The organism is Stenotrophomonas sp. TEPEL (assembly GCF_004348785.1).
Lineage (GTDB): Bacteria > Pseudomonadota > Gammaproteobacteria > Xanthomonadales > Xanthomonadaceae > Stenotrophomonas > Stenotrophomonas indicatrix.
In genome coordinates this window covers 2,375,283-2,397,460 of the sequence record NZ_QQXJ01000001.1, presented here as the reverse complement: position 1 = coordinate 2,397,460, position 22,178 = coordinate 2,375,283, and the positions used below count along the sequence as shown (strand labels likewise).

At 66.6% G+C, this 22,178-nt stretch carries 22 protein-coding genes and 1 tRNA gene; 12 read left to right on the top strand and 11 right to left on the bottom strand.

Annotation, left to right across the window (positions count from 1 at the left end):
• Positions 1–46 precede the first annotated feature (46 nt).
• The 3 genes from TEP_RS10790 (at position 47) to TEP_RS10780 (ending at position 1,737) form a co-directional block, all read left to right on the top strand.
• Positions 47–844, top strand: a complete 798-nt coding sequence (locus TEP_RS10790; protein WP_132825282.1) for an NAD(P)H-dependent oxidoreductase — start codon at positions 47–49, stop codon at positions 842–844.
• A 116-nt stretch (positions 845–960) separates the two neighbouring features.
• Complete coding sequence (locus TEP_RS20015) at positions 961–1,203, top strand: hypothetical protein (protein WP_080148987.1); 243 nt, start codon at positions 961–963, stop codon at positions 1,201–1,203.
• A 33-nt stretch (positions 1,204–1,236) separates the two neighbouring features.
• Positions 1,237–1,737: a DNA-binding protein gene (locus tag TEP_RS10780; protein WP_025874910.1), complete on the top strand. Its 501-nt coding sequence runs from the start codon at positions 1,237–1,239 to the stop codon at positions 1,735–1,737.
• Between the two features lie 21 nt (positions 1,738–1,758).
• Here the strand turns inward: TEP_RS10780 and TEP_RS10775 are convergent, their stop codons facing one another.
• A complete protein-coding gene (locus TEP_RS10775) occupies positions 1,759–2,835 on the bottom strand; it encodes an MBL fold metallo-hydrolase (protein ID WP_132825281.1) in 1,077 nt (358 codons plus the stop codon).
• Between the two features lie 103 nt (positions 2,836–2,938).
• Between TEP_RS10775 and TEP_RS10770 the strand changes: the two genes are divergently transcribed.
• Entirely contained in the window at positions 2,939–3,550 is a 612-nt protein-coding gene (locus tag TEP_RS10770; protein WP_132825280.1) for a TetR/AcrR family transcriptional regulator, read from the top strand.
• Positions 3,551–3,565: 15 nt separating this feature from the next.
• Here TEP_RS10770 and TEP_RS10765 read toward each other — a convergent pair whose 3' ends face one another.
• Positions 3,566–4,198, bottom strand: a complete 633-nt coding sequence (locus TEP_RS10765) for a TetR family transcriptional regulator (protein WP_025874904.1) — start codon at positions 4,196–4,198, stop codon at positions 3,566–3,568.
• A gap of 103 nt (positions 4,199–4,301) precedes the next feature.
• Here TEP_RS10765 and TEP_RS10760 point away from each other — a divergent pair, with 103 nt between their 5' ends.
• Together TEP_RS10760 and TEP_RS10755 are read left to right on the top strand one after the other, a co-directional pair.
• Positions 4,302–4,961: an O-methyltransferase gene (locus tag TEP_RS10760; RefSeq protein WP_132825279.1), complete on the top strand. Its 660-nt coding sequence runs from the start codon at positions 4,302–4,304 to the stop codon at positions 4,959–4,961.
• 358 nt (positions 4,962–5,319) lie between these two features.
• On the top strand, positions 5,320–6,327 hold the full coding sequence (locus TEP_RS10755) for an aminoglycoside phosphotransferase family protein (RefSeq protein ID WP_132825278.1): 1,008 nt from the start codon (positions 5,320–5,322) through the stop codon (positions 6,325–6,327).
• Positions 6,328–7,002: 675 nt separating this feature from the next.
• Here the strand turns inward: TEP_RS10755 and TEP_RS10745 are convergent.
• From TEP_RS10745 to TEP_RS10715, 7 genes are all read right to left on the bottom strand, one after another.
• Positions 7,003–7,890, bottom strand: coding sequence for a DMT family transporter (locus TEP_RS10745; protein ID WP_080148972.1), 888 nt, complete (start codon positions 7,888–7,890; stop codon positions 7,003–7,005).
• Between the two features lie 32 nt (positions 7,891–7,922).
• Positions 7,923–8,987, bottom strand: a complete 1,065-nt coding sequence (gene murB, locus TEP_RS10740; protein WP_132825277.1) for a UDP-N-acetylmuramate dehydrogenase — start codon at positions 8,985–8,987, stop codon at positions 7,923–7,925.
• 8 nt (positions 8,988–8,995) lie between these two features.
• On the bottom strand, positions 8,996–10,051 hold the full coding sequence (locus TEP_RS10735; RefSeq protein ID WP_032976098.1) for a quinone-dependent dihydroorotate dehydrogenase: 1,056 nt from the start codon (positions 10,049–10,051) through the stop codon (positions 8,996–8,998).
• A gap of 9 nt (positions 10,052–10,060) precedes the next feature.
• Positions 10,061–10,831 carry a class I SAM-dependent methyltransferase gene (locus TEP_RS10730; protein WP_132825276.1) on the bottom strand — a complete coding sequence of 257 codons (771 nt, stop codon included), beginning with the start codon at positions 10,829–10,831 and terminating at the stop codon, positions 10,061–10,063.
• Positions 10,832–10,835: 4 nt separating this feature from the next.
• Positions 10,836–11,120 (bottom strand): DUF4190 domain-containing protein, encoded by a 285-nt coding sequence (locus TEP_RS10725; RefSeq protein ID WP_132825275.1) that lies wholly within the window; start codon positions 11,118–11,120, stop codon positions 10,836–10,838.
• A 138-nt stretch (positions 11,121–11,258) separates the two neighbouring features.
• Positions 11,259–12,110, bottom strand: coding sequence for an SDR family oxidoreductase (locus tag TEP_RS10720; protein WP_132826511.1), 852 nt, complete (start codon positions 12,108–12,110; stop codon positions 11,259–11,261).
• Positions 12,110–13,642 carry an aldehyde dehydrogenase family protein gene (locus tag TEP_RS10715; protein WP_132825274.1) on the bottom strand — a complete coding sequence of 511 codons (1,533 nt, stop codon included), beginning with the start codon at positions 13,640–13,642 and terminating at the stop codon, positions 12,110–12,112. Before TEP_RS10715 ends, TEP_RS10720 begins: the two co-directional genes overlap by 1 nt.
• A 185-nt stretch (positions 13,643–13,827) precedes the next feature.
• On the opposite strand from TEP_RS10715, the gene TEP_RS10710 reads away from it, so the two are divergent.
• A tRNA-Arg gene (locus tag TEP_RS10710) sits at positions 13,828–13,904 on the top strand.
• Positions 13,905–13,949: 45 nt separating this feature from the next.
• Positions 13,950–14,414: an N-acetyltransferase gene (locus tag TEP_RS10705; protein ID WP_132825273.1), complete on the top strand. Its 465-nt coding sequence runs from the start codon at positions 13,950–13,952 to the stop codon at positions 14,412–14,414.
• Between the two features lie 418 nt (positions 14,415–14,832).
• On the opposite strand, the gene TEP_RS10700 is transcribed toward TEP_RS10705, so the two are convergent.
• Together TEP_RS10700 and TEP_RS10695 are read right to left on the bottom strand one after the other, a co-directional pair.
• Entirely contained in the window at positions 14,833–15,192 is a 360-nt protein-coding gene (locus tag TEP_RS10700) for a response regulator (protein ID WP_132825272.1), read from the bottom strand.
• The gene (locus TEP_RS10695) at positions 15,189–16,316 is read right to left on the bottom strand and encodes a PAS domain-containing sensor histidine kinase (protein ID WP_132825271.1); all 1,128 of its coding nucleotides are present in this window, start codon (positions 16,314–16,316) and stop codon (positions 15,189–15,191) included. The genes TEP_RS10700 and TEP_RS10695 overlap by 4 nt, the downstream gene beginning before the upstream one ends.
• A gap of 178 nt (positions 16,317–16,494) precedes the next feature.
• Between TEP_RS10695 and TEP_RS10690 the strand changes: the two genes are divergently transcribed.
• The 4 genes from TEP_RS10690 to TEP_RS10675 are packed head-to-tail and all read left to right on the top strand — an operon-like array spanning position 16,495 to position 22,125.
• The gene (locus TEP_RS10690; RefSeq protein ID WP_132825270.1) at positions 16,495–19,593 is read left to right on the top strand and encodes a response regulator; all 3,099 of its coding nucleotides are present in this window, start codon (positions 16,495–16,497) and stop codon (positions 19,591–19,593) included.
• The gene (locus TEP_RS10685) at positions 19,590–20,414 is read left to right on the top strand and encodes a CheR family methyltransferase (protein ID WP_032951761.1); all 825 of its coding nucleotides are present in this window, start codon (positions 19,590–19,592) and stop codon (positions 20,412–20,414) included. The genes TEP_RS10690 and TEP_RS10685 overlap by 4 nt, the downstream gene beginning before the upstream one ends.
• Positions 20,414–20,989 carry a chemotaxis protein CheB gene (locus TEP_RS10680; protein WP_132825269.1) on the top strand — a complete coding sequence of 192 codons (576 nt, stop codon included), beginning with the start codon at positions 20,414–20,416 and terminating at the stop codon, positions 20,987–20,989. Before TEP_RS10685 ends, TEP_RS10680 begins: the two co-directional genes overlap by 1 nt.
• On the top strand, positions 20,986–22,125 hold the full coding sequence (locus tag TEP_RS10675) for a hybrid sensor histidine kinase/response regulator (protein WP_132825268.1): 1,140 nt from the start codon (positions 20,986–20,988) through the stop codon (positions 22,123–22,125). Before TEP_RS10680 ends, TEP_RS10675 begins: the two co-directional genes overlap by 4 nt.
• The last annotated feature ends 53 nt before the right edge of the window (positions 22,126–22,178 follow it).

Sequence of the window (22,178 nt, the reverse complement as noted above, 5' to 3'; positions counted from 1 at the left end):
GCGTGGCGGCACCCAACATGGCCGGCATTCCCTCCCTGGTACCCCCATGAACGTCCTGCTTGTCTACGCCCACCCCGAACCCACCTCGCTCAATGGCACCTTGAAGACCTTCACCGTCGAGCACCTGCAACGCGCCGGCCACACCGTGCAGGTGTCCGACCTGCATGCCATGCAATGGAAGGCGCAGATCGATGCCGACGATCACCCCGGGCGGGATCCTTCGGTGCCGTTCCACGCGTCACTGGATTCGCGCGACGCCTTCAGGACGGGCCGGCAGAGCGCCGACATCGCCGCCGAGCAGGAAAAACTGCGCTGGGCCGACGCGGTGATCCTGCAGTTCCCGCTGTGGTGGTTCTCGATGCCGGCCATCCTGAAGGGGTGGGTGGATCGCGTGTATGCCTATGGTTTTGCCTATGGCGTGGGCGAACATTCCGACCGGCATTGGGGCGACCGCTATGGCGAGGGCGCGATGTCCGGCAAGCGCGCGATGCTGGTGGTCACCACCGGTGGCTGGGAGTCGCATTACGGTCCGCGCGGCATCAATGGGCCGATCGACGATGTGCTGTTCCCGATCCAGCACGGCATCCTGTTCTATCCCGGCTTTGACGTGCTGCCCGCGCATGTGATCTACCGCAGCAGCCGTATCGATGAGGCGTCGTTGCCTGGCGTGCTGGAGGGGCTGGGCGCGCGGCTGGATGGGCTGGCGAGCGATCCGGTGATTGCCTACCGGCGGCAGAACGGCGGTGATTATCTGATCCCATCGCTTGAGCTGCGGCCTGAGTTGGCCGAGGGCGAGGCAGGGTTGGGAGTTCACCTGCAGGAACAGGTGCAGCCGGATCACTGACGCGGATGGCTCTGGACCCATGGCGGAGAGGCTGTAGGGTCGAAGCGACTGATCGCACCACCAAGGGTTGTCACTTGACAACCCTTGCGATCGCATCCAGACTCCGAGGGAAAGGAATGCCCCGTTCGCGCCATCCGGACAAAGACATTGAAGCTGCCCTCCGTTTCGCCGAGTCGCGTGGATGGTGGCTGCGGATCGGCGGCAGTCATGCCTGGGGACGAATGTACTGTCCCTACAACGACAAGGACTGCCGATGCGGGGAATTCTGTGTGGTGAGCGTATGGAGCACGCCCCGGAATGCCTTGAACCACGCGCGGGCCTTGTGTCGCGTTGTCGAGAACTGCAGCCGTGAGCGATGAGGCAGTCGCCATCCTCCCAAGGACACATCGATGATGGAATTCACCTTCATTCTCAAATACCGTCTGCCGGATACAGGTACCGATGCTGGCTCGCTTGAGCAACGCCTTGCCGATGCCGGTTGTGATGATGCGCTGCTGGGCATTGGCAGGCCGGGCAGGTTGGCGCTTGAATTCTGCCGTCAGGCGGCCAGCGCCCGGGAGGCCGTACTTTCCGCGCTTGCAGATGTACGACAAGCCGTACCCGATGCAGAGCTGATCGAAGTCAGTCCCGATCTGGTAGGGCTGACGGATGTCGCTGATCTGCTGGGCATGTCACGGCAGAACATGCGCAAGTTGCTGCTCGCGCACCCGCAAACGTTTCCGGCACCGGTGCACGAAGGCAGCGCGTCGATCTGGCATCTGGCCGATATTCTTTCGTGGATGCAGGCGCGCGGCAGCCAGAAGGTCAGCAGCGAGCTGGCGGAGCTCGCTGCTGCGGCGCTGCAGATCAATGTGGCGAAGGAGCAGGAACGGCTGGTTCAGCATCCCGGCTGAGGGTCGCTGCGCGACAGGCCGTTACAGTTGCACACGCTCCCACCAGCGCGTACCAGCGGTCGGTGATTGCATGTCCAGTGCCTCGCCCATCATCGGCGTGGCCACCGGCACGTTCTTTGCGGCAGCCAATGCGCTGATGCGTTCGAACGGTTGCTGCCACTCGTGCAGGGCCAGGTCGAAGGTGCCGTTGTGGATCGGCAGCAGCCACTTGCCACGCAGGTCCAGGTGCGCCTGCAGGGTCTGTTCGGGCTGCATGTGCACGAATGCCCAGCGTTGATCGTAGGCACCGGTTTCGATCATCGTCAGGTCGAACGGGCCGTACTTCTCGCCAATGGCCTTGAAGCCATCGAAGTAGCCGGTGTCGCCGCTGAAGAAGATGCGGAAATCGCCGTCCTGGATCACCCACGACGCCCACAGGCTGCGATCGCTGTCACCCAGGCCGCGGCCGGAGAAATGCTGGCCGGGGGTTGCGGTCAGGCGCAGGCCAGCGGCTTCGGTGGACTGCCACCAGTCCAGCTGCTCGACCTTGGCTGCATCCACGCCCCAGGCAATCAGCTGGTCGCCCACACCCAGCGGTGCGATGAAGCGCGCGGTCTTGCCGGCCAGCTTCATTACCGCCGCGTGGTCGAGGTGGTCGTAGTGGTTGTGCGAGAGGATGACGCCGGCGATCGGCGGCAGTTCGTCGATGCTGATCGGCGGCGCATGGAAGCGTGCCGGGCCCATCCATTGCACCGGTGAGGCGCGTTCGGAGAACACCGGATCGGTCAGCCAGTACTGCCCGCGCAGCTTCAGCAGGATCGTCGAATGCCCCAGCCGGAACAGGCTGCGGTCGGGCGCCGCGTCCAGGGTGGCGCGGTCCAGCGCCTGCACCGGGATGGGGTGGTCGGGCACGGTGCCCTTGGGCTTGTTGAACAGGAAGGTCCACCAGATCTCCAGGCCATCACGCAGGCCCATTGCCGGTTTCGGCACGGCATTGCGGAACTTGCCTTCGCGGTACTGCGGCGAATCGGGGAAGTCGGGGAGGGACCAGGATTTGCAGAAGGTATAGGCGGTCACGGCGAGGATTCCGAGCAGGAGGACAAGGAGCAGGCGCTTCATGGGTGACGTCCGCAGGGTACACTGCACAGTGTAGTTTCCGGATTTCAGAAAGTACACTGCTGGGTGTAAAATGGTGGCATCCGTTCAGCTGTCTGGTTCCGCCATGCCCCGTACTCCGCAACGCCTTACCGACCGCAAGCGCGAGGCCATCGTCCGCGCGGCGGTGGAAGAGTTCCGTTCGGCCGGCTACGACGCGACCAGCATGGATCGCATCGCGGCAGTGGCTGGTGTCTCCAAGCGCACCGTCTACAACCACTTCCCGAGCAAGGAAGAACTGTTCGCGCTGATCCTGGAAGAGCTCTGGCAGAGCAGCGTGGCCAGCGTCGAGCTGCCGTACCGCGCCGACCAGCCGCTGGATGTGCAGCTGCTGCAGCTGCTGCGGCAGAAGCTGGACCTGCTGGGTGATGCCAACTTCATCGATCTGGCGCGGGTGGCGATGGCCGAGATCATCCATTCACCCGAGCGCGCGCAGGCGATCGTCTGCCGCATGGGCGAGAAGGAGAGCGGCGTCAGCGCCTGGATCCGTGCGGCGATTGCCGATGGGCGGCTGCGCCAGGTCGATCCGGAATTCGCCGGCCATCAGCTGCAGGGCCTGGTGAAGAGCTTCGCGTTCTGGCCGCAGGTGACGATGGGCCAGGCGCCGCTGGCGCAGGCCGAACGCACGCGCGTGGCCGAGTCGGCGGTGGCGATGTTCCTGGGCTTCTACGCGGTGTAAGCCGGCGGCTGCACGTCAGTGCGCGCCCAGCTGCCTGAGATAGGCGCAGAACATATCCGCGACCGCATCGGCATAGACGCGCATCTCGGCGGCAGTGCGCGGTTCACTGGAAAATTCGCGACCGGTGGCACCCAGCGTGGTATCGATCAGATCCACCGCCAACTGGCGCGTGCCCGCCGAGGCCTGCGGCAGCAGCTCGGCCATGAACACGAGCATCGCTTCGTCGGTCTCGCTGCGTGCTTCCTGCGCTTCCGGCGCATCGCGGTACAGCGGCGCGGCATCGTTCAACGCGCCACGGGTCTGCGCTTCTTCGCATTCCGACACGATGAAGGCATGCACCAACGTGCGCAGGCGCTGCAGGTGCGGTTGTCGTGTGTCCTGCAGGATGTCGCGCAGCATCGCGCCGGTCTGCTGCCACTCGTCGCGCTGCAGGCGGAACAGGATTGCCGCCTTGTTGGGAAAGTACTGGTACAGCGAGCCGACGCTGACGCCGGCGCGTTCGGCCACCCGTGCGGTGGTGAACCGGGGGGCGCCTTCGTGCTTCAGAACCTGAGCAGCGGCTTCGAGAATGGCCGCGACCAGGTCGTTCGATCGTGACTGGCGAGGCTGTTTTCTCGAGGAAATCTGCGGCGGACGACGTTCGGACATGGGGCTTTTCCAATGCGAATAGGCGGAACCGGGGATCGTCCGTATTCTTGATTGCGACGAATCATTCGCATTCTAACCCCGTCATCGCAAGGAACACCCGCCCATGTCCACCCTGATCTCCGCCCCGGTCGCGCCCCTGCTGGCACGCCTGTTTGCCGAAGCCGACAGCGCGCTCAGCCCGGCCTTGACCTCCGTCCCCCACGAAGAGCGGCAGCGCCTGCTGGGCAGCCGCACCGAATACCGGCGCCTGTATGGCGAGCTGCTGAAGGACCTGTGGCTGCCGGTGTCGCCGGAAACCGGCCGCCTGCTGTACCTGTTGGCGCGCAGCAGTGGCGCGCGCAGCATCGTTGAGTTCGGTACGTCGTTCGGCATCTCCAGCATCCATCTGGCTGCGGCGTTGCGTGACAACGGCGGCGGCCGCCTGATCACCACCGAGTTCGAGCCGGAGAAGGCCCGCCGTGCTGCCGGTCACCTGTGTGAAGCGGGCCTGGACGATCTGGTCGAGATCCGCGTGGGCGATGCACTGGAGACTCTGGCGGTGGACCTGCCCGATACGATCGACCTGGTGCTGCTCGATGGTGCCAAGGTGCTGTACGACGATGTGCTGGACCTGCTGCACGAGCGGCTGCGCCCGGGCGCCCTGGTGATCGCCGACAACGCCGACGACAGCCCGCGCTACCAGCAACGCATGCGCTCGGGCACTGCCGGCTATCTGTCCGTGCCCTTCGCCGACGATGTGGAGCTGTCGATGCGGATGGCCTGAAGGGTGGTGCTGCGCGCGTTGCCGCAGAGTTGATCGTTGCCGATGATCTCGACGATGAGCACTTGGGGCAGAGCGCCGAGCACGTGTACGCCGGGCTGATCGCAACGTGTCCGGCGGATGAGGTTCTGGTGGTAGCGCACGCCGATGCGTGCCTGCCGGATCTGATGGCGGTGCGCGGAGGTTCGCGTTCTACCGCCTGCTGGACGAGTTCTTCAAGGTGCGTGCAAGGTACGCAGTCGCAGCAGGGTGCGGCAGGATCGGTCTTCGACGCGGGACATTGATGTTGTGACCGGATTGCCTGTGCGGATGCAAGGCCATCTGCGATAGTAGGTGTCGTCACCAAAGCACGCCTGCACCCATGTCATTCGCTTCGGCGCAGCAGATCGTTGAAGTCCTGCAGCAGTCCTACGACATCAACGCGACCGCGGTGGTGCCGCGTCCGGTGGGCGCCGACGCCAACGCGTGTGTGTTCCGCATCGATGCCCGCCACGGCCACTGGTGGTTGAAGTGCCGCAACTTCCAGGTAGCGCCCGCAGTGTGGGACAGCCTGCATTGGCTGCGTGGCAGCCTGGGCATCGAAGAGATTGTTGCGCCGTGGCCGGCAGCAACCGGCGGCGCGTCGGTGCAGCGCTGGGGCCTGCAGTTCACGCTGTTCCCCTACATTGAAGGGCAGTCGGGCTTCGAGGCACCGCTGAGCCGTGCGCAATGGCGTCAGCTGGGTGAAGTGCTGCGTCGCCTGCATGAGGCCGAGATTCCGCCGGCGTTGCGCCAGGCCCTGCCGACGCTGCGGCTTGAAACCGCAGCGGTCGACACGGTGGGAGCGTGGTTGCGCGATCCGTCGACGTTGGCGCAGGCGCAGGATCGGTCCGGCAGTGCATTCCTGGCGCTGTGGCAGCAGCAGCGGCCGCGCATCGCCGAACTTCACCAGCGTGCCGAAGCGCTGCACCGCCAATTGCAGGGCGAAGCACCGGCGCTGTGCCTGTGCCACACCGACCTGCATGCGGGCAACCTGCTGATGGGGCAGGACGATGCGCTGCACCTGATCGACTGGGACGGACTGGCACTGGCGCCGCGCGAGCGCGACCTGATGTTTGTCGGCGCCGCGGTAGGTGGTCGCTGGGGGCGCGAGCATCCGCTGGGCTTCGCCGAAGGGTATGGCGGCGACCTCGGCGATCCGCGCTGGATTGCGTGGTATCGGCACTGGCGCATCCTGCAGGACCTGATCGAATTCGAGCAGATGCTGCTGGGCCCTGGCGCGGCGCAGCGCTCGCTGCAGCAGCACCGGCAAGCACTGCATTACCTGGGCGAGCAGTTCGCGCCGGGCAATGTGTTCGATGCGGCCGAGCGGGCGTATCGGGTGCTGTAGGGGGTCGGGCCGGGCTGCGCCCGGCACCTGCAGAGGCCGAAGCAACAGCAACAGCCGAAGCAACAGCAACAGCAAAAGCTGGCCTCCTGTGGGATGGCGGGGTGGGTCCGGTGGCGGGGGACGCCGTGAATCCATCCATGGAGGCTCGGTCGCGCCATCCATGGCGCTCACGCCCCCGCCACCGGACCCACCCCGCCTNCGACANNTTNCCGNNATCTGTCGGNATGGCATGGCCTGCTCTTGGTGGGTGTCGACCTTGGTCGACACGGTAGATNCACGCCATGCGTGGATGCTCTTCGATCATTTGATCAATTGTCGAAATATTCGATTTAGATGGAAATTCATCCACGCATGGCGTGNATCNANCACACACCGGNNAACTGTCGAAGGCGGGGCGGTGTCGGANTGCGGGGTGTCAGCCGCATGGATGCGGCTGCCAAGCCTACAGGGACGTACTTGCGGCGGCCCCGCAATCCGACACGTGTCGGATTGCGGGGTGTCAGCCGCATGGATGCGGCTGCCAAGCCTACAGGGACGTACTTGCGGCGTCCCCGCAATCCGACACCGCCCCGCCATCCCACGAAATGCCCGCTGTTGCTGTTGCTGTTGAGGTTGCCGGCCAGCGGCCGGCACTACCACGGGTGCCGGGCGCAGCCCGGCCAGTACCCGGAACCCTTACTCTGCCGGCTTGGCCGCTGCGCTCGCGGCGACGCTCGCTGCACGCCGTGACAGCACCGCTTCGCGATGGGCGATGTAGGCGTTGGCGGCGAGGATGATGCCCGCGCCGATGATGGTCCAGCGATCCACCGTCTCGGCGAACAACAGCCAGCCACACAAGGTCACCAGCGGCAGCTGCAGGAAGCTGATCGGGGTCAGCGCGGAGACTTCGCCCAGGCGCAGTGCACGTGTCCACAGCAACTGGCCGATGGTGCCCAGCACGCCGGTGGCCAGCAACCAGACCCAGGCGATGCCGGTGGGCCACACCCATACGAACAAGGCCGGTATCAGCGACAGCGGTACCCAGAACACGTAGGTGTAAAGCACCACGGTGTCGGCGCTGTCGATCCGGGTGAGCTGCTTGATCTGGATCGCCACCAGCGAGCTGAGCACGGCGGCGGCCACCGCGATCAGGCTGCCGGACGTGAAGCCGGCCGTGCCCGGCCGCACGATCACCAGCACGCCGATGAAGCCGACCACCACCGCTGCCCAGCGCCGTACGCGTACCGTTTCGCCCAGCCACAGCACCGCCGCGATGGTGACGAACAACGGGGTGGAGTAGGACAGCGAAACGGCCTGTGCCAGGGGCAGGTGGCCCAATGCCCAGAACGCGCACAGCATCGAGCCCAGGCCGATTGCGCTGCGCAGGAAATAGCGCGGCAGCTGCTGGGTCTTCAACGGTGCATGGCCTGGGCGCAGCAGCATCGGCAGCAGGGCGAGCAGGCCGAAGGCATTGCGGAAGAACGCCACTTCCTGGGTCGGCACGTAGCGGGTGGCGTAGCGGATCGCCACCGCCATCAGTCCAAACGCCATGGTGCTGCCGAGCATCAGCAGCGCCGCCCGCAATGGGGTGGCGCTGGCGGGTAGGGCGGGTGTGCTCACCACTGTGCGCCGAGCAGGCGGGGCTCCGGTTCGATCGGCACGCCGAACTTCTCCAGTACCGAAGCGGAGATCCGCCGTGCCAGCGCCAGCAGTTCAGTGCCGGTGGCGTTGCCGTGGTTGACCAGCACCAGCGCGTGGCTGGGCGCAACGCCGGCATCACCTTCGCGGAAGCCCTTCCAGCCACAGGATTCGATCATCCAGGCCGCCGAGACCTTGCGGCGGTCGTCGCGGTCCGCCGGGAACACCGGCAGCTCGGGGAAGTGCTGCAGCAGCACCTCCACCTGTTCCAGCGGCAGCACCGGGTTCTTGAAGAAGCTGCCCGCGTTGCCCAGTACGTCGGGGTCGGGCAGCTTGCGGCGACGGATCGCGATCACCGCATTGGCCACGTCCACCGCGCTCGGCAGTTCCACGCCCTGCGCCTGCAGTTCTTCGCGGATGCCGGCGTAGCCCATGCGCAGGTCGTGCAGCAGCGGCAGTTTCAGTTCAATGGCGGTGATCAGGTAGCGGTCCGGCTGCTGCTTGAACACGCTGTCGCGGTAGGCGAAGCCACACTGTTCGTTGTCCAGCCGTACCCAGGTTTTTTCCTGGCAGTCCCAGGCCTCCACGGTCTGGATGAACTCGCCGACCTGCGCGCCATAGGCGCCGATGTTCTGGATCGGCGATGCGCCGGCGGTGCCGGGAATCAGCGCCAGGTTTTCCAGGCCGGACAGGCCTTCCTGCAGCGACCACATCACCAGCCCGTGCCAGGAGACGCCGGCGCCGGCGCGGATCACCGCATGGTCGGCACGGTGTTCGAGGAAACTGATTTCGCGGTTGCCGAACACCAGCACGGTGCCGGGCAGGTCCTGGGCGATCAGCACATTGCTGCCGCTGCCGAGCACCAGCAGCGGGCCATTGGCCACTTCCGGCAATGCCAGAACCTCCGGCAGCAGCGCGGCGTCGTGCAGTTCCAGCAACTGCGCTGCGCTGGCCTGCACGTGGAACGTGTTCAGGGCCTGCAGCGGCGCGTTGTGGGTGAGGGTCCAGCGCAGCGGTGCTGCAGCATTGTTGGTGTCGTCCATGGGCGTGCTCACAGGGGTGCCACCGCGCCGCGGCTGGGCGCCTCGCGTCGGCGGCGGATCGCCTCCACGCAGTCGGCGACCAATGCCGGGCCCTTGAAGATCAGGCCGCTGTAGCACTGAACCAGCGCCGCACCGGCGGCCATCTTGGCCACGGCGTCGGCACCGGACAGGATGCCGCCGACACCGACCAGCGGCACTGATTCGGGCAGGCGTGCACGCAGGCGGCGCAGTACCAGGGTGGACTGTTCCAGCACCGGTGCGCCGGACAGCCCGCCGGCTTCATTGGCCAGCGGATCTCCGGCAACCCGGCTGTGGTCGATGGTGGTGTTGGTGGCGATCACGCCGTCCACCTGCAGTTCGCCAAGTACGCGCGCGGCCGCGTCGATGTCGCGCTCGCTGAGGTCCGGGGCCACCTTCACCAGCATTGGCACGCGTCGGCCATGCTGCGCGGCCAGCGCTTCCTGGCGCTCACGCAGCTGGCTGACCAGCTGCCGCAGCGCGGTCTCTTCCTGCAGCTCGCGCAGGCCGGCCGTGTTGGGCGAGGAAATGTTGACGGTGATGTAGTCGGCCAGCGGGTACACCTTGTCCATGCAGGCGATGTAGTCATCGGCCGCCTGTTCGTTGGGGGTGTCCTTGTTCTTGCCGATGTTGATGCCGAGCAGGCCGCGCCGGTTGCGCGCGCGTTCGACGTTGCGCACCAGCGCATCCACGCCGGCGTTGTTGAAGCCCATGCGGTTGATGATCGCGTTGTGCGCAGGCAGCCGGAACAGGCGCGGCTTGGGGTTGCCGGCCTGCGCTCGCGGCGTGATCGTGCCGATCTCCACGAAGCCGAAGCCCAGCGCGAACAGTGCATCGATGTGCTCGCCATTCTTGTCCAGGCCGGCAGCAAGGCCGACCGGATTGGGGAACGTCAGCCCGAACACCGTGCTGGGCATCGGCGCGATGCGTGCGGCCACCAGCGGCGTGGTGCCGGTGCGATAGGCCAGGTCCAGAGCGGACAGGCCGAGACCGTGGGCGCGTTCGGCGTCGAGCGAGAACAGGAAGGGGCGGGCAAGCGAATACATGCGTTGGTTTCAGTCCAGCGTGCCGAGGAAGGCTCGGGTTCGATATTCAAAAGCGACCTGGCCGTCGACCGCGTGGGCGGCGAACAGGTCCTGCAGCGCAGCCAGCATCGGTGCGTGGCGCGGGTGGCCGGGCTGCGGCGCGTAGGAAGAAGACAGCAGGCGCCCGCGCAGGGCGTCCAGGTCCAGATGCTGCACGTTCGGCAGCTGCACCATGCCGCGCAGGCCGGAGCCGAACCAGGCCTGCATGGTGGCGTCGTCCTGGTAGCGTTCGGCCACGGCGGTGTAGTCGGTGCCGTAGTCCAGCAGCAGTTGTTCGTAGCCGACCAGGAATGGGCTGGCATCGAGCAGGCGCGAATTCCAGTAGATCAGCGCCAGCCCGCCCGGGCGCAGGATGCGCTGCCACTCGGCGCGCACGGCCACGGTGTCGAACCAGTGGAAGGCCTGCGCGGCGCTGACCAGGTCCACGCTGGAATCGGCCAGGCCGGTGGCCTCGGCGCGCCCATCGACGGCGGAGAACTGCGGATACTGCGGCGCCAGCCAGTGTTCGGCGGCAGCGCGCATCGCCGCGTTGGGTTCGACGGCGACCAGTGGATGGCTGGCGGCCAGGAACTGCCGGCTGGAGATGCCGGTGCCGGCGCCGATGTCAGCGACACGCGCGCTGGTTGCCACGGCCATGGGGCCATGCAGCCAGTCCATCAGGGCAGGCGGATAGTCCGGGCGGTAGCGGACATAGTCCGCGACGCGGCTGCTGAAGCGTTCAGTGCTGTCGGCGGAGGTCATGGCGTCAGTTCGATACCGCCGCCAGCCACGCCAGGCCACCGAAGAACAGGATGATGATGAGAATGGCGGCAAGCACGGCGCCGACCATCACCCAGCCCAGTACCAGGCCGGTGACGGCCATGCCGTTGCCTTCAATTTCGTACGGGCGGCGGCGGATCTCGGCGCGGGCCATGTGACCGGTGATGATCGCGACGATGCTGGCCACGAAAGGCAGGACGGTCCAGCTGGCGATGCCCATGACCAGGCTGACCACGGCCAGGGTGCTTGTCTGTCGGGGTGCCACGCTCATCGGGGTCCTCCTTGGCAGTGTGCACATGATAGTGCGTCTGCCCGGGCAATCCCATGCCTGGCGGATACGAAGGTAGGCGTCGACCTTGGTCGACGAACGGCATGCCAACCGAGGTTGGCAGCTACCGGGGTGCCGGTATCAGCCCATCAGCACTTGGCCGCCATCGACATTGAGCACGTGGCCGGTGATCCAGCGCGCCAGCGGCGAGCACAGGAACAGCGCGGCATCAGCGATCTCGCGCGGCTGCCCGAAGCGGCCGAACGGAATCTTCGCCAAGGTGCCGTGGTACAGGGCGGGATCTTCGACACGACGTCGATCCCAGAGGCCATCGGCAAATTCGATCGAGCCCGGTGCGATGGCGTTGACCCGGATCCGGTCCGGTGCCGGCGCCAGGGCCTGCGACGTCGTGTAGTGCGACAGCGCGGCCTTGGCCGCCGCATACGGTGCGCCGCCGGGACGTGGTTGCTGCGCGGCGATCGAGGACAGGTTGAGGATGCAGGCGTCGGACGAGGCGCGCAGCCACGGCAGCGCAAGGCGCGAGGCGCGGACTGCCGCCATCAGGTCGATCTGCAGGCTGGCGGCCCAGCCGTCTTCGTCATCGGCCATGCCGTAGCCGGTGGCGTTGTTGACCAGCACATCGATACCGCCGAGCGCGTCGGCGGCGGCCTGCAGCCAGGCGCCGATGCGGCCGCGGTCGCCCAGGTCGGTGGCGAAGGTGTGCAGCGGCGTGCCCTGGGCCTGCGCATCGGCCTGCAGGGCGTCAAGCCCGGCCTGGCCGCGGGCACAGGCCGACACCTGCGCACCGGCGCGGGCAAAGGCCAGCGCCAGTTCGCGGCCGATGCCCTTGCTGCCACCGGCGATCAGCACCCGGCGGCCGGTGAAATCGAGGGTCGGAGCCCCTCCGGGGATCCGACCCTGAGTGGTCGGCACGGCATGGGTCGGATCCCCGGAGGGGCTCTGACCCATGTGCATGGCCGGACCGTTCGCGATCACAGGTCGAACTTGATGCCCTGGGCCAGCGGCAGCGAATCCGAATAGTTGATGGTGTTGGTCTGGCGGCGCATGTAGACCTTCCATGCATCCGAACCGGACTCGCGACCACCGCCGGTGTCCTTCTCGCCACCGAAGGCGCCACCGATTTCCGCGCCCGAGGTGCCGATGTTGACGTTGGCGATGCCGCAGTCCGAACCGGCGGCCGACAGGAAACGCTCGGCGGTCTTCAGGTTGGTGGTGAAGATCGACGAGGACAGGCCCTGCGGCACGCCGTTCTGCATGTCGATGGCTTCCTCCAGCGTGCTGTACTTCATCACGTACAGGATCGGCGCGAAGGTCTCGTGCTGCACTACTTCATCGCTGTTCTTCAGGCCGGTGACGATGGCCGGCAGCACGAAGTTGCCGGGGCGGTCGATGCGCGTGCCGCCGGTTTCGATGGTGCCGCCGCTGGCCTTGGCCTTTTCGATGGACGCCAGGAACTGCTGCACGGCGCCGTCGCTGTTGAGCGGGCCCATCAGGTTGGCCGGGTCGGTCGGATCGCCGATCTTGCCTTCCACCTGCTTGTACGCCTTGACCAGCGTGGCCAGCACGTCGTCATGGATGGATTCGTGCACGATCAGGCGGCGGGTGGTGGTGCAGCGCTGGCCGGCGGTGCCGACCGCACCGAACACGATGCCGGGAATGGCCAGCTTCAGGTCGGCGGTTTCGTCGAGGATGATCGCGTTGTTGCCGCCCAGTTCCAGCAGGCAGCGGCCAAGGCGGTGGGCGACCTTCTCGGCGACCGTGCGGCCGACCTGGGTCGAGCCGGTGAAGCTGATCAGCGGCACGCGCTTGTCGGCCACCATCTTTTCCGATAGTGCGGTGCCGGCGTCGTTGATCAGGAAGAACAGGTCCGGGAAACCGGCATCGCGCAGCGCTTCATTGCAGATGCGCATCGAGGCAATGGCGGTCAGCGGGGTCTTGTTGGACGGCTTCCACAGGCAGATGTCGCCGCAGATCGTGGCCAGGAACGCGTTCCATGCCCACACCGCCACCGGGAAGTTGAACGCGCTGATGATGCCGACCAGGCCGAGCGGCTGGTACTGCTCGTACATGCGGTGGCCGGGGCGCTCGGAATGCATGGTGTAGCCGTACAGCATGCGGCTCTGGCCCACGGCGAAGTCGGCGATGTCGATCATCTCCTGCACTTCACCGTCGCCTTCGGGCTTGCTCTTGCCCATTTCCAGCGCGACCAGCGAACCGAGGGCGTCCTTGTTCCTGCGCAGCGCTTCGCCACACAGGCGCACGGCTTCACCGCGACGCGGGGCCGGCGTGGTGCGCCAGACCTTGAAGGCTTCCTGGGCGCGCGCGATGACGGTTTCGTACTCGGCTTCGGTGGTGGCGCGGACCTGCGCGATCGGCTCGCCCGTGGTCGGATTGATCGGGGTGATCAGTTCACCGCCGGTAGCGCTCGACCACTCCCCGTTGCCCAGGTAGGTGCCAGCGTTGATCGCGTCCAGACCAAGGGACTTGAGCAGCTCGGAAGACATGCAGACTCCTGTGTTTCGTTACGTTGTGTTTGGTGCCGTCACGGGCAGGTGGGGGCGCGACGAACTGAGCCGCCGATGGTAGCAGAGCGTCCGGATTGGCCATGGTGCGCCGCGCCAGTGGCAGTGGCGTGGCAGATGAATACTTGGAGGGCAGGGCGGCTTGCCTGTAAACTTGGCGGCTGCATGGCCCCGTAGCTCAGCTGGATAGAGCGTCCCCCTCCTAAGGGGAAGGTCGCCCGTTCGAATCGGGCCGGGGTCACCATCCACGTCGGGCGCATCGACGCGCCCCCGCAACAGCGCCGGCGCCATGGATTACGTCCTGCAGCCTGTCCAGCCTTCGCACTTTGCCGTTGTTGCCGGCTGGCTCGACTCACCTGAGGCGACCTTGCGCTGGGCAGGTCCCGGTGTTGCCTTCCCTTTGCCTGCCGAAGCCTTCGCCGCTGCGTTGGGGTTGCCTTCGCGTCCCGGCTGGACACTGCAGGATGCCAACGGCACCTGCCTGGGCTTCGGCCAGTATTGGCAGACAGCACCCGGCAGCACGCACCTCGGGCGCATCATCGTGTCGCCGCAGGCACGCGGCCGAGGTCTTGGCCGGGTGTTGATGACGGCACTGTGCGCCGAAGCGGTTCGCCGCACCGCTGCCGTGCAGCTGACGTTGAAGGTCTACCGGGACAATCAGGCGGCCGTGACGCTATATCGCGACCTCGGCTTCGTCGCCAGCGAAGACGCTTCCACGCCTGAGCTGCTGTTCATGGCCCGCCGTGCAACCTGAGCGGGAAAGGGCAGGGCTCTGCACTCCCGCTGCACATCGCCTGCACGCGCTCCTGCAAGCGGACTCGGCAGTCTGGTGCCGTCCCCATCGGTTGCCAAGGAGCGCCCTCATGAACACCCCCGGCACCCCCAAGCCTTCGTGGCGCCAGCGCAACGTGCTGTTGACTGTCGCCGCCGTGCTGCTGGCGATCGTGCTGATCCTGCTCTTCGTGCCCTGGTAGAAGCCTGGCTGCCGCCAAGCGCGGCGCGATCCCCCTTCCACTTCAGCTCCCGCCGGTAGCCCATGGCCCGGCGGTTTTTCTGTGTGCGCCCCGCGCCTGCCGCATCGTGCCGGCTCCGAAAATGCGTGACGAATTGCCGGAAAGGGCGGTCCGGCGGCCGGAACAGTGCCAGGCGATGCCTGGCAAGACAACGGCGACTCACGCCTGCCTGAGCAGATCCACCAGTTGCCGCAGGCGGTAGGGCTTGGGCAGGAATTCCACCTGCTCGGGCAGCGGTGGCAACTGCGAGCGCGCGTAGCCGGAGGAAAGGATCATCCGCGCCTGCGGCTGGTCGCGTGCCACATGCTCGCTCAGCTCGATGCCCGACATGCCGTTGGGCATGCTGATGTCACTGAACACCACATCGAAACGCGTATCGCCCTGCAGCAGCGCGACCGCTTCCTGCGCATCGGCCGTGGTAGCCACGTCGATGCCGAAGTCGCGCAGGGCCATGCCGATCATTTCGCGCAGATCGGTCTGGTCCTCCACCATCAGTACGCGGATCGGATCATCGGTCATGGGTTGGGTTCCTCTGTGGCGGGTAGCAGCAGGCTGACCGTGGTGCCAACACCGGGCGTGGTGGACACGTCTACGAAGCCGCCGCTCTGGGTGGTGAATCCGAACACCTGGCTCAGGCCCAGGCCGCTGCCCTTGCCGATGTCCTTGGTGGTGAAGAAAGGCTCGGTCGCGCGCTCGGCGATGTCCGGGGCCATGCCGTGGCCCTCATCGCAGACGCTCAACGTCACATAGGTCCGTTGCCGGGATGTGTCGGCGTCGGGGTCCATGCGGTGTTCCAGCGCGGTGGCGATCACTACCCGGCCGTCACCCACGGTGGCGTCCGCAGCGTTGCCGACCAGGTTGGCGAGCGCGGTCTGCAGCTGCACGGTATCACTGAGTATGGCAGGCAGGCCCGCAGCCAGTGCGGTTTCCAGGGTGACGCCGGCAGGGCAGGTGGCCTGCAGGGCGGGCAACCAGTCGCGGATCCGCGCATTGATGTCCAGCGTTTCGCGGATCAGGGTCTGCCCGGTGCTGAAGGCCAGCAGCTGCCGGGTCAGCAGCGCACCACGATCGCTGGCCGCCTGCGCGGTGGCCAGCAGGGTGTTGGCACGCTCGTCATCGCCCATCCGTGCCGACAGCAGGTCCAGCGCATTGACGATGGTGGTCAGCAGGTTGTTGAACTCATGGGCAAGGCCGCGGCTGAGCTGGCCGACCGTCTCGAACTGCTGGGTCTGGCGCAGCGCCCGCTGCGCATCGCGCAGCAGCCGTTGCGCCTGCCACTGTTCGGTGATGTCGCGGGTGATCTTGACGAAGCCGACGAGCTCGCCGTTCTCCACCACCGACTCGATGACCACGCTGGCACGGAAGGGAGACCCATCTCGGCGCACCCGCCAACCTTCGGCGGCATGGTGCCCGCATTCCGCCGCCAGCCGCAGCAGGCGCTGCGGCTCACCAGCATCGCGGTCAGCTGGCAGGTAGAAGCGCCCGAAGTGGGTGCCGATGACTTCTTCCGACCGATAGCCCTTGATGCGTTCGGCGCCGGGATTCCAGCTGCAGACAATGCCGTCAGGATCGAGCAGGTACAGCGCATGGTCGCGCACGCTGTCGATCAGCAATCGCAGCTGTCGGGAGGGGTCCGTCAACACGGACGGCGTCGAAACGGCAGCGACCACGGTGAAATGCGTATTACCTCTGTGAAGAACGAGAACGTAGGCAGTGGAGTGTGAAGAGGACGTGCATGCGACGCCTGTGCCATTGGTCGTATGCGGCTGAATGCGACAAGGAGTAACATCAGCCCCCTTTTCCAAACTGGAACCGACCTGCATGCGTCCTGGTGCGACTACGCGTGACCGCTGGATCTGGATGACGTCGGCGGTGCTGGTGGCGGCGACGGCCGCGCTGGAACTGGTGGTACCCCTGGGCTATGCCGTGTGGTTGGCCTATTTCATGGCCATCGGCGTCACTGTGTTCCAGCGCAGTGCCCGGGTGCCGTTCGTGGTGGCTGTCAGCGCCTGCGTGCTGCTGGCGGTGGGCTACAACGTGGCGCCGGCCAGCAACAACTCATCCTTCTCGTTCGTCAACCGGTCGATCGGTGGCGCGGCCTTCCTGATGATCGCGCTCATCGCCTCGCGCGCCATCCAGGCGCGGCGCGAGGCAATGCGTGCGCTGTGGCTGCAGGAGGCGGAGAACGCCGTGGCGCTCAGCCTGCGCGGTGAGCTCGGGCCGGAACAGATCGCCGAAGCGGCGGTGTCGACGCTGGCGACCCAGCTGGGTGCCGATGTCGGTGCGCTCTACCGGCTGGAAGGCGGGCGACTGCAGCTGACCGGTGGACTGGCGTTGCCCAACGGCATCCCGGAGACACTGGGCCTGCAGGAAGGGGTGGCAGGGCAGGTTGCGCGCGACCAGCGGGCGCGGCATCTGCAGGGGGATGAAGCGGCCCCGCTGGAGCTGCAGACCAGCCTGGGGCGCGTGCCCGTGCGTGAACGGATCCTCGCCCCGGTCAGCAGTGACGGCGCGATCATGGGCGTGATCGAGCTGGGCCGAGCGGCTGTCGGTGAGCAGCGCGCGCTGGATGACGAGCTGCTGCTGCGCTGCGCCGAGACCATCGGCATGGCCCTGCGCACGTCGATGCTGCGCGGACAGTTGATGGTGCTGCTGGAAGAGTCGCAGCGCCAGGGCGAAGAACTGCAGGCACAGCAGGAAGAGCTGCGGGTGGCCAACGAGGAACTGGAAGAGCAGAGCCGCAGCCTGATGCAGTCGCAGACGCATCTGGAACAGCAGCAGGCCGAGCTGGAACAGAGCAATGTGCAGTTGGAAGAACGCACCCACGAGCTGGAGGCGCAGAAGCAGGCGCTGCTGGTCGCGCAGGGGCAGCTGGTACGCAACAGCAACGAATTGGCCGCCACCTCGCGCTACAAGTCCGAGTTCCTGGCCAACATGTCGCACGAACTGCGCACCCCGCTGAACAGCTCGCTGATCCTGGCCAAGCTATTGGCCGACAACAAGGACGGCTCGCTCAGCGACGAGCAGGTCAAGTACGCCCGCGCCATCCTGTCGTCGAACAACGACCTGCTGGCCCTGATCAACGACATCCTGGACCTGTCGCGTATCGAAGCAGGGCACGTCGAACTGGCCGACGAAGTGGTGGTGGTCGACAGCGTGCTGCAGCGACTGCGCGAAACCTTCGAGCCGATGGCGCGGCAGAAGGGCTTGGCCCTGCAGATCGAGGCCGATAGCCTTGCCCCCAGCCAGCTGGTGGCCGACAACCAGCGTCTGCAGCAGATCCTGAAGAACCTGCTGGCCAATGCGGTCAAGTTCACCGAGCACGGCAAGGTGAGCCTGCACGTTCGCAGCGGCGGCACTGGCCGGATTCGATTCGAAGTGGCCGACAGCGGCATCGGCATTGCACGCGACCAGCTGCAGCTGATCTTCGAAGCGTTCCGCCAGGCCGATGGCAGCACCCGCCGCCGTTACGGCGGCACCGGTTTGGGCCTGTCGATTTCGCGTGACCTTGCGGTGCGCATGGGCGGTGACATCCAGGTGGACAGCGAGCCGGGCCGGGGCAGCTGTTTCATTCTCGAACTGCCCCTGCAGGGCGCGCCGGCAGCCGAGGCCGCCGCAGGCGCCGCAGCGCCGGTGCCCGTGCAGCCGGTAGCCGCCACCACCGTTGCCCCAGCCCCCCTTGCCCAGCGGTCCAGTGCCGCGCCGGTGGCAGCGGTGGCCGATGACCGTGGCCGACGCAACCATGCGGGGCGCTTGATCCTGGCCGTGGAGGACGACGCGGTCTTCGCCGAAGCCCTGGTGACGCTGGCGCACGAACTCGATTTCGACTGCGTGGTGGCCACTACGGCCGAAGAGGCGCTGGCGCTGGCGGCGGACCTGCGTCCCAATGGCATCCTGCTGGACATCGGCCTGCCCGACGTCTCGGGCCTGACCGTGCTCGAACGGCTCAAGCGCAACCCCGACACCCGGCACATTCCGGTGCATGTGGTCTCGGGCATGGACCGCGGCCAGGTGGTACGCGAACTGGGCGCGATCGGCTTTGCGATCAAGCCGACCACGCGCGAGCGCCTGGTGGCCGCCATCGAACAGCTTGAACAGACCAGCCAGCGCGACGTGCGGCGCCTGCTGATCGTGGAGGACGACAACGATCTGCGCCGCAACCTGGAACTGCTGCTGGGCCGCGATCAGCTGCAGATCGCCGCGGTCGGTACGCTTGCCGCAGCGGTGGAGCAGCTGAGCACGGTCACCTTCGACTGCATGGTGATGGACCTGTCGCTGCCCGACGGCAGCGGCTACGACCTGCTCGAGCACATGGCAGGCAACGATGATGTCGGCTTCCCGCCGGTCATCGTCTACACCGGCCGTGCCCTCAGCCGCGAAGAAGAGCAGCGCCTGCGCCGCTACTCCAAGAGCATCATCATCAAGGGCGCGCGCTCGCCCGAGCGCCTGCTCGACGAGGTGACGCTGTTCCTGCACAGCGTGGAGGCCAACCTGCCCAGCGACCAGCAGCGCCTGCTGCGCGAAGCGCGCCGCCGCGACACCGTACTCGATGGACGCACCGTGCTGCTGGCCGAGGACGACGTGCGCAACATCTTCGCGCTGTCCAGCGTGCTGGAGCCGCTGGGGGTGACGCTGGAGATCGCCCGCAACGGCCAGGAGGCCGTCGACCGCCTGGCCCAGCGCGAGGTGGACCTGGTGCTGATGGACATCATGATGCCGGAGAAGGATGGCCTGCAGGCGATGCGCGAGATCCGCGCGCAGCGCCACCTGCAGGACCTGCCGATCATCGCGCTGACCGCCAAGGCCATGCCCGATGACCGTGAGCGCTGCCTGCAGGCCGGTGCCAACGACTACATCGCCAAGCCCATCGACGTGGACAAGCTGGTATCGCTGTGCCGGGTCTGGTGCTCGCGGCAATGAACGAGCAGGCGCTGTTCGACCTGGAGCTGAAGGTGCTGCTGGAAGCGCTGTACCAGCGCTACCACTACGACTTCCGCAGCTATGCGGTGTCCTCGCTGCGCCGTCGCGTCAGCCAGGCCATGCAGCGCTACGAGTGCGAGCGCCTGTCGGACCTGCAGCATCGGCTGCTGCACGAGCCGGAGCTGTTCGCCCAGGCGATGCAGTTCTTCACCGTGCAGGTCTCGGAGATGTTCCGTGACCCGGAGTATTTCCGGCAGATGCGCGAACAGGTGGTACCGGTGCTGCGCACCTATCCCTCGGTGAAGCTGTGGGTGGCCGGCTGCAGTACCGGCGAGGAAGTGTGGTCGCTGGCGATCCTGCTGCACGAGGAGGGGCTGCTTGAGCGCAGCATCGTCTACGCCACCGACATCAACCCCGCTGCACTGGCCACGGCCGAGGCCGGCGCCTATGGCATCGACCGCCTGGCCCAGTTCAGCCGGAATTATCTTGCCGCCGGCGGCACCGCGTCACTGTCGGACTATTACAGCACCGCCTACGACGGCGCGGTCTTCGACCGCCAGCTGCGCCGCAACGTGGTGTTTGCCGACCACAGCCTGGCCACCGACACGGTGTTTTCGGAAGTGCACCTGGTGTCTTGCCGCAACGTGCTGATCTATTTCAACCGCGACCTGCAGGATCGCGCGGTGGGCCTGTTCCGCGAAGCCCTGGTACATCGCGGCTTCCTCGGCCTGGGCAGCAAGGAGTCGCTGCAGTTCGGTCGCCATCACGATGCCTTCGAAGCCTGTTCGCGGGAGCACCGCCTGTACCGGAAGGTGGCCTGATGGCGGCGATGTCCCGCCCTGAGGTCGTGGTGATCGGCGCATCGGCCGGTGGCGTGGCCGCCCTGCAGATCGTGCTGGGTGCGTTGCCTGCCACGCTGCCGGTGCCGGTGCTGGTGGTGCTGCACCTGCCGCGCGACCGTTCCAGCCGCATCGCCGAGGTGCTGGCGCCGTACTGCACGTTGGCGCTGCGCGAAGCGGAGGACAAGCAGCCGCTGCAGGCCGGAACGGTGACGTTCGCGCCGCCGGACTATCACCTGCTGGTGGAGGACACGCAGGCCATCGCACTGTCGATGGACGAACCGGTGCTGTTCTCGCGGCCGGCCATCGATCCGCTGTTCGAATCGGCCGCAGCCGCGTTCGGCACGGGGGTGCTGGCGATCCTGCTGACCGGTGCCAGCAGCGATGGCAGCGATGGCGTGGCCGCCGTGCGCGCCGCTGGCGGCCAGGCGTGGTTGCAATGTCCCGAGGAGGCCGAGGCATCGATGATGCCGGCCTCTGCCCTGCAGCATGCCGGCGCCGACGCCGTGCTGCCCCTTGAACTGATGTGCCGCCGCCTGAAGGAGTTGTTTGCATGAACCTGCTGCCGCCGGACCCTGCCCAGTCGCAGGCGCCGGTCAACCTGCTGATCGTCGATGACGTGCCGCAGAACCTGGTGGCCATGCAGGCGCTGCTGCGCCGCGAGGGCGTCAACCTGTTGCTGGCGGACTCTGGCGCGCAGGCGCTGGAGCTGCTGCTGGAGCATGAGGTAGCGCTGGCGCTGCTGGACGTGCACATGCCGGAGATCGACGGTTTCATGCTGGCCGAGCTGATGCGTGGCTCGCAGCGCAGCCGGGATGTGCCGATCATCTTCCTGACCGCATCGCCGGACGATCCACTGCGAGTGTTCAAGGGCTACGAGACCGGCGCGGTGGATTTCCTGCACAAGCCGGTTGCACCGCAGGTGATCCTCAGCAAGGTCAATGTGTTCATCGAGCTCTACCAGCAGCGGCAGCTGCTGAAGGCGCGCAACGAAGCGCTGGAGCGCGCGTTGAAGCTCAACGAGACCATGGCCGCGGTGCTCACCCACGACCTGCGCACGCCGCTGTCGGCCATCCTGCTGTGTGCCGACAAGCTGTCGCTGGAACTGCCGGACGACAATGTCGGAGCGCAGCAGACACTGAGCTACCTGGAAGCCAGCACCCTGCGGATGGCACGCATGGTCGAGCAGCTGCTGGACTTCTCGCGGATCCGCAGCGGTGGCCTGCGCCTGCAAAGCAGCGTCTGTGACCTGGCCGAGGTGACGCGTGCGGTGCTGGTCGAGGCCGGTGCCGGCCATCGAACCGATCGTATCGCGCTGGATGTCCGTGGCGATTCGACGCTGCAGGGCGACATGGATCGACTTGGGCAGATCGTCGCCAACCTGGTCGGCAACGCACTCACCCATGGCGCCGACGCGACGGTGCAGGTGCAGGTCGATGGTGGCGATGCACGTGTGGTCGCGCTGCGCGTACGCAACACCGGCCATGTCGATGAGGCATTGCTGCCGCGCCTGTTCGAACCCTTCAAGGCCAGCTTCCACCAGAGCAACGGGCTCGGGCTGGGGCTGTACATCGTGGACCAGTTCGTGCGTGCCCATGGTGGCCAGTTGAGCGCGCGCAACGAAGCAGGGCACGTAGTGTTCGAGGCGCTGCTGCCTCGTCGATCCGATGTGCGCAGTCCGGCGGTTTCCTGAATTCTTCAGCTGGCGCGTGAGCGAACTGAGACGGGCTCGTCCGCAACTGCTAC

Coding starts and splice junctions, on each gene's coding strand:
- TEP_RS10760 (WP_132825279.1), top strand. CDS start 4,302: ATGTCCACCCTGATCTCCGCCCCGGTCGCGCCCCTGCTGGCACGCCTG.
- TEP_RS10765 (WP_025874904.1), bottom strand. CDS start 4,198: ATGTCCGAACGTCGTCCGCCGCAGATTTCCTCGAGAAAACAGCCTCGC.
- TEP_RS10675 (WP_132825268.1), top strand. CDS start 20,986: ATGAACCTGCTGCCGCCGGACCCTGCCCAGTCGCAGGCGCCGGTCAAC.
- TEP_RS10790 (WP_132825282.1), top strand. CDS start 47: ATGAACGTCCTGCTTGTCTACGCCCACCCCGAACCCACCTCGCTCAAT.
- TEP_RS10735 (WP_032976098.1), bottom strand. CDS start 10,051: ATGTATTCGCTTGCCCGCCCCTTCCTGTTCTCGCTCGACGCCGAACGC.
- TEP_RS10730 (WP_132825276.1), bottom strand. CDS start 10,831: ATGACCTCCGCCGACAGCACTGAACGCTTCAGCAGCCGCGTCGCGGAC.
- TEP_RS20015 (WP_080148987.1), top strand. CDS start 961: ATGCCCCGTTCGCGCCATCCGGACAAAGACATTGAAGCTGCCCTCCGT.
- murB (WP_132825277.1), bottom strand. CDS start 8,987: ATGGACGACACCAACAATGCTGCAGCACCGCTGCGCTGGACCCTCACC.
- TEP_RS10680 (WP_132825269.1), top strand. CDS start 20,414: ATGGCGGCGATGTCCCGCCCTGAGGTCGTGGTGATCGGCGCATCGGCC.
- TEP_RS10755 (WP_132825278.1), top strand. CDS start 5,320: ATGTCATTCGCTTCGGCGCAGCAGATCGTTGAAGTCCTGCAGCAGTCC.
- TEP_RS10700 (WP_132825272.1), bottom strand. CDS start 15,192: ATGACCGATGATCCGATCCGCGTACTGATGGTGGAGGACCAGACCGAT.
- TEP_RS10780 (WP_025874910.1), top strand. CDS start 1,237: ATGGAATTCACCTTCATTCTCAAATACCGTCTGCCGGATACAGGTACC.
- TEP_RS10715 (WP_132825274.1), bottom strand. CDS start 13,642: ATGTCTTCCGAGCTGCTCAAGTCCCTTGGTCTGGACGCGATCAACGCT.
- TEP_RS10705 (WP_132825273.1), top strand. CDS start 13,950: ATGGATTACGTCCTGCAGCCTGTCCAGCCTTCGCACTTTGCCGTTGTT.
- TEP_RS10685 (WP_032951761.1), top strand. CDS start 19,590: ATGAACGAGCAGGCGCTGTTCGACCTGGAGCTGAAGGTGCTGCTGGAA.
- TEP_RS10775 (WP_132825281.1), bottom strand. CDS start 2,835: ATGAAGCGCCTGCTCCTTGTCCTCCTGCTCGGAATCCTCGCCGTGACC.
- TEP_RS10770 (WP_132825280.1), top strand. CDS start 2,939: ATGCCCCGTACTCCGCAACGCCTTACCGACCGCAAGCGCGAGGCCATC.
- TEP_RS10690 (WP_132825270.1), top strand. CDS start 16,495: ATGCGTCCTGGTGCGACTACGCGTGACCGCTGGATCTGGATGACGTCG.
- TEP_RS10725 (WP_132825275.1), bottom strand. CDS start 11,120: ATGAGCGTGGCACCCCGACAGACAAGCACCCTGGCCGTGGTCAGCCTG.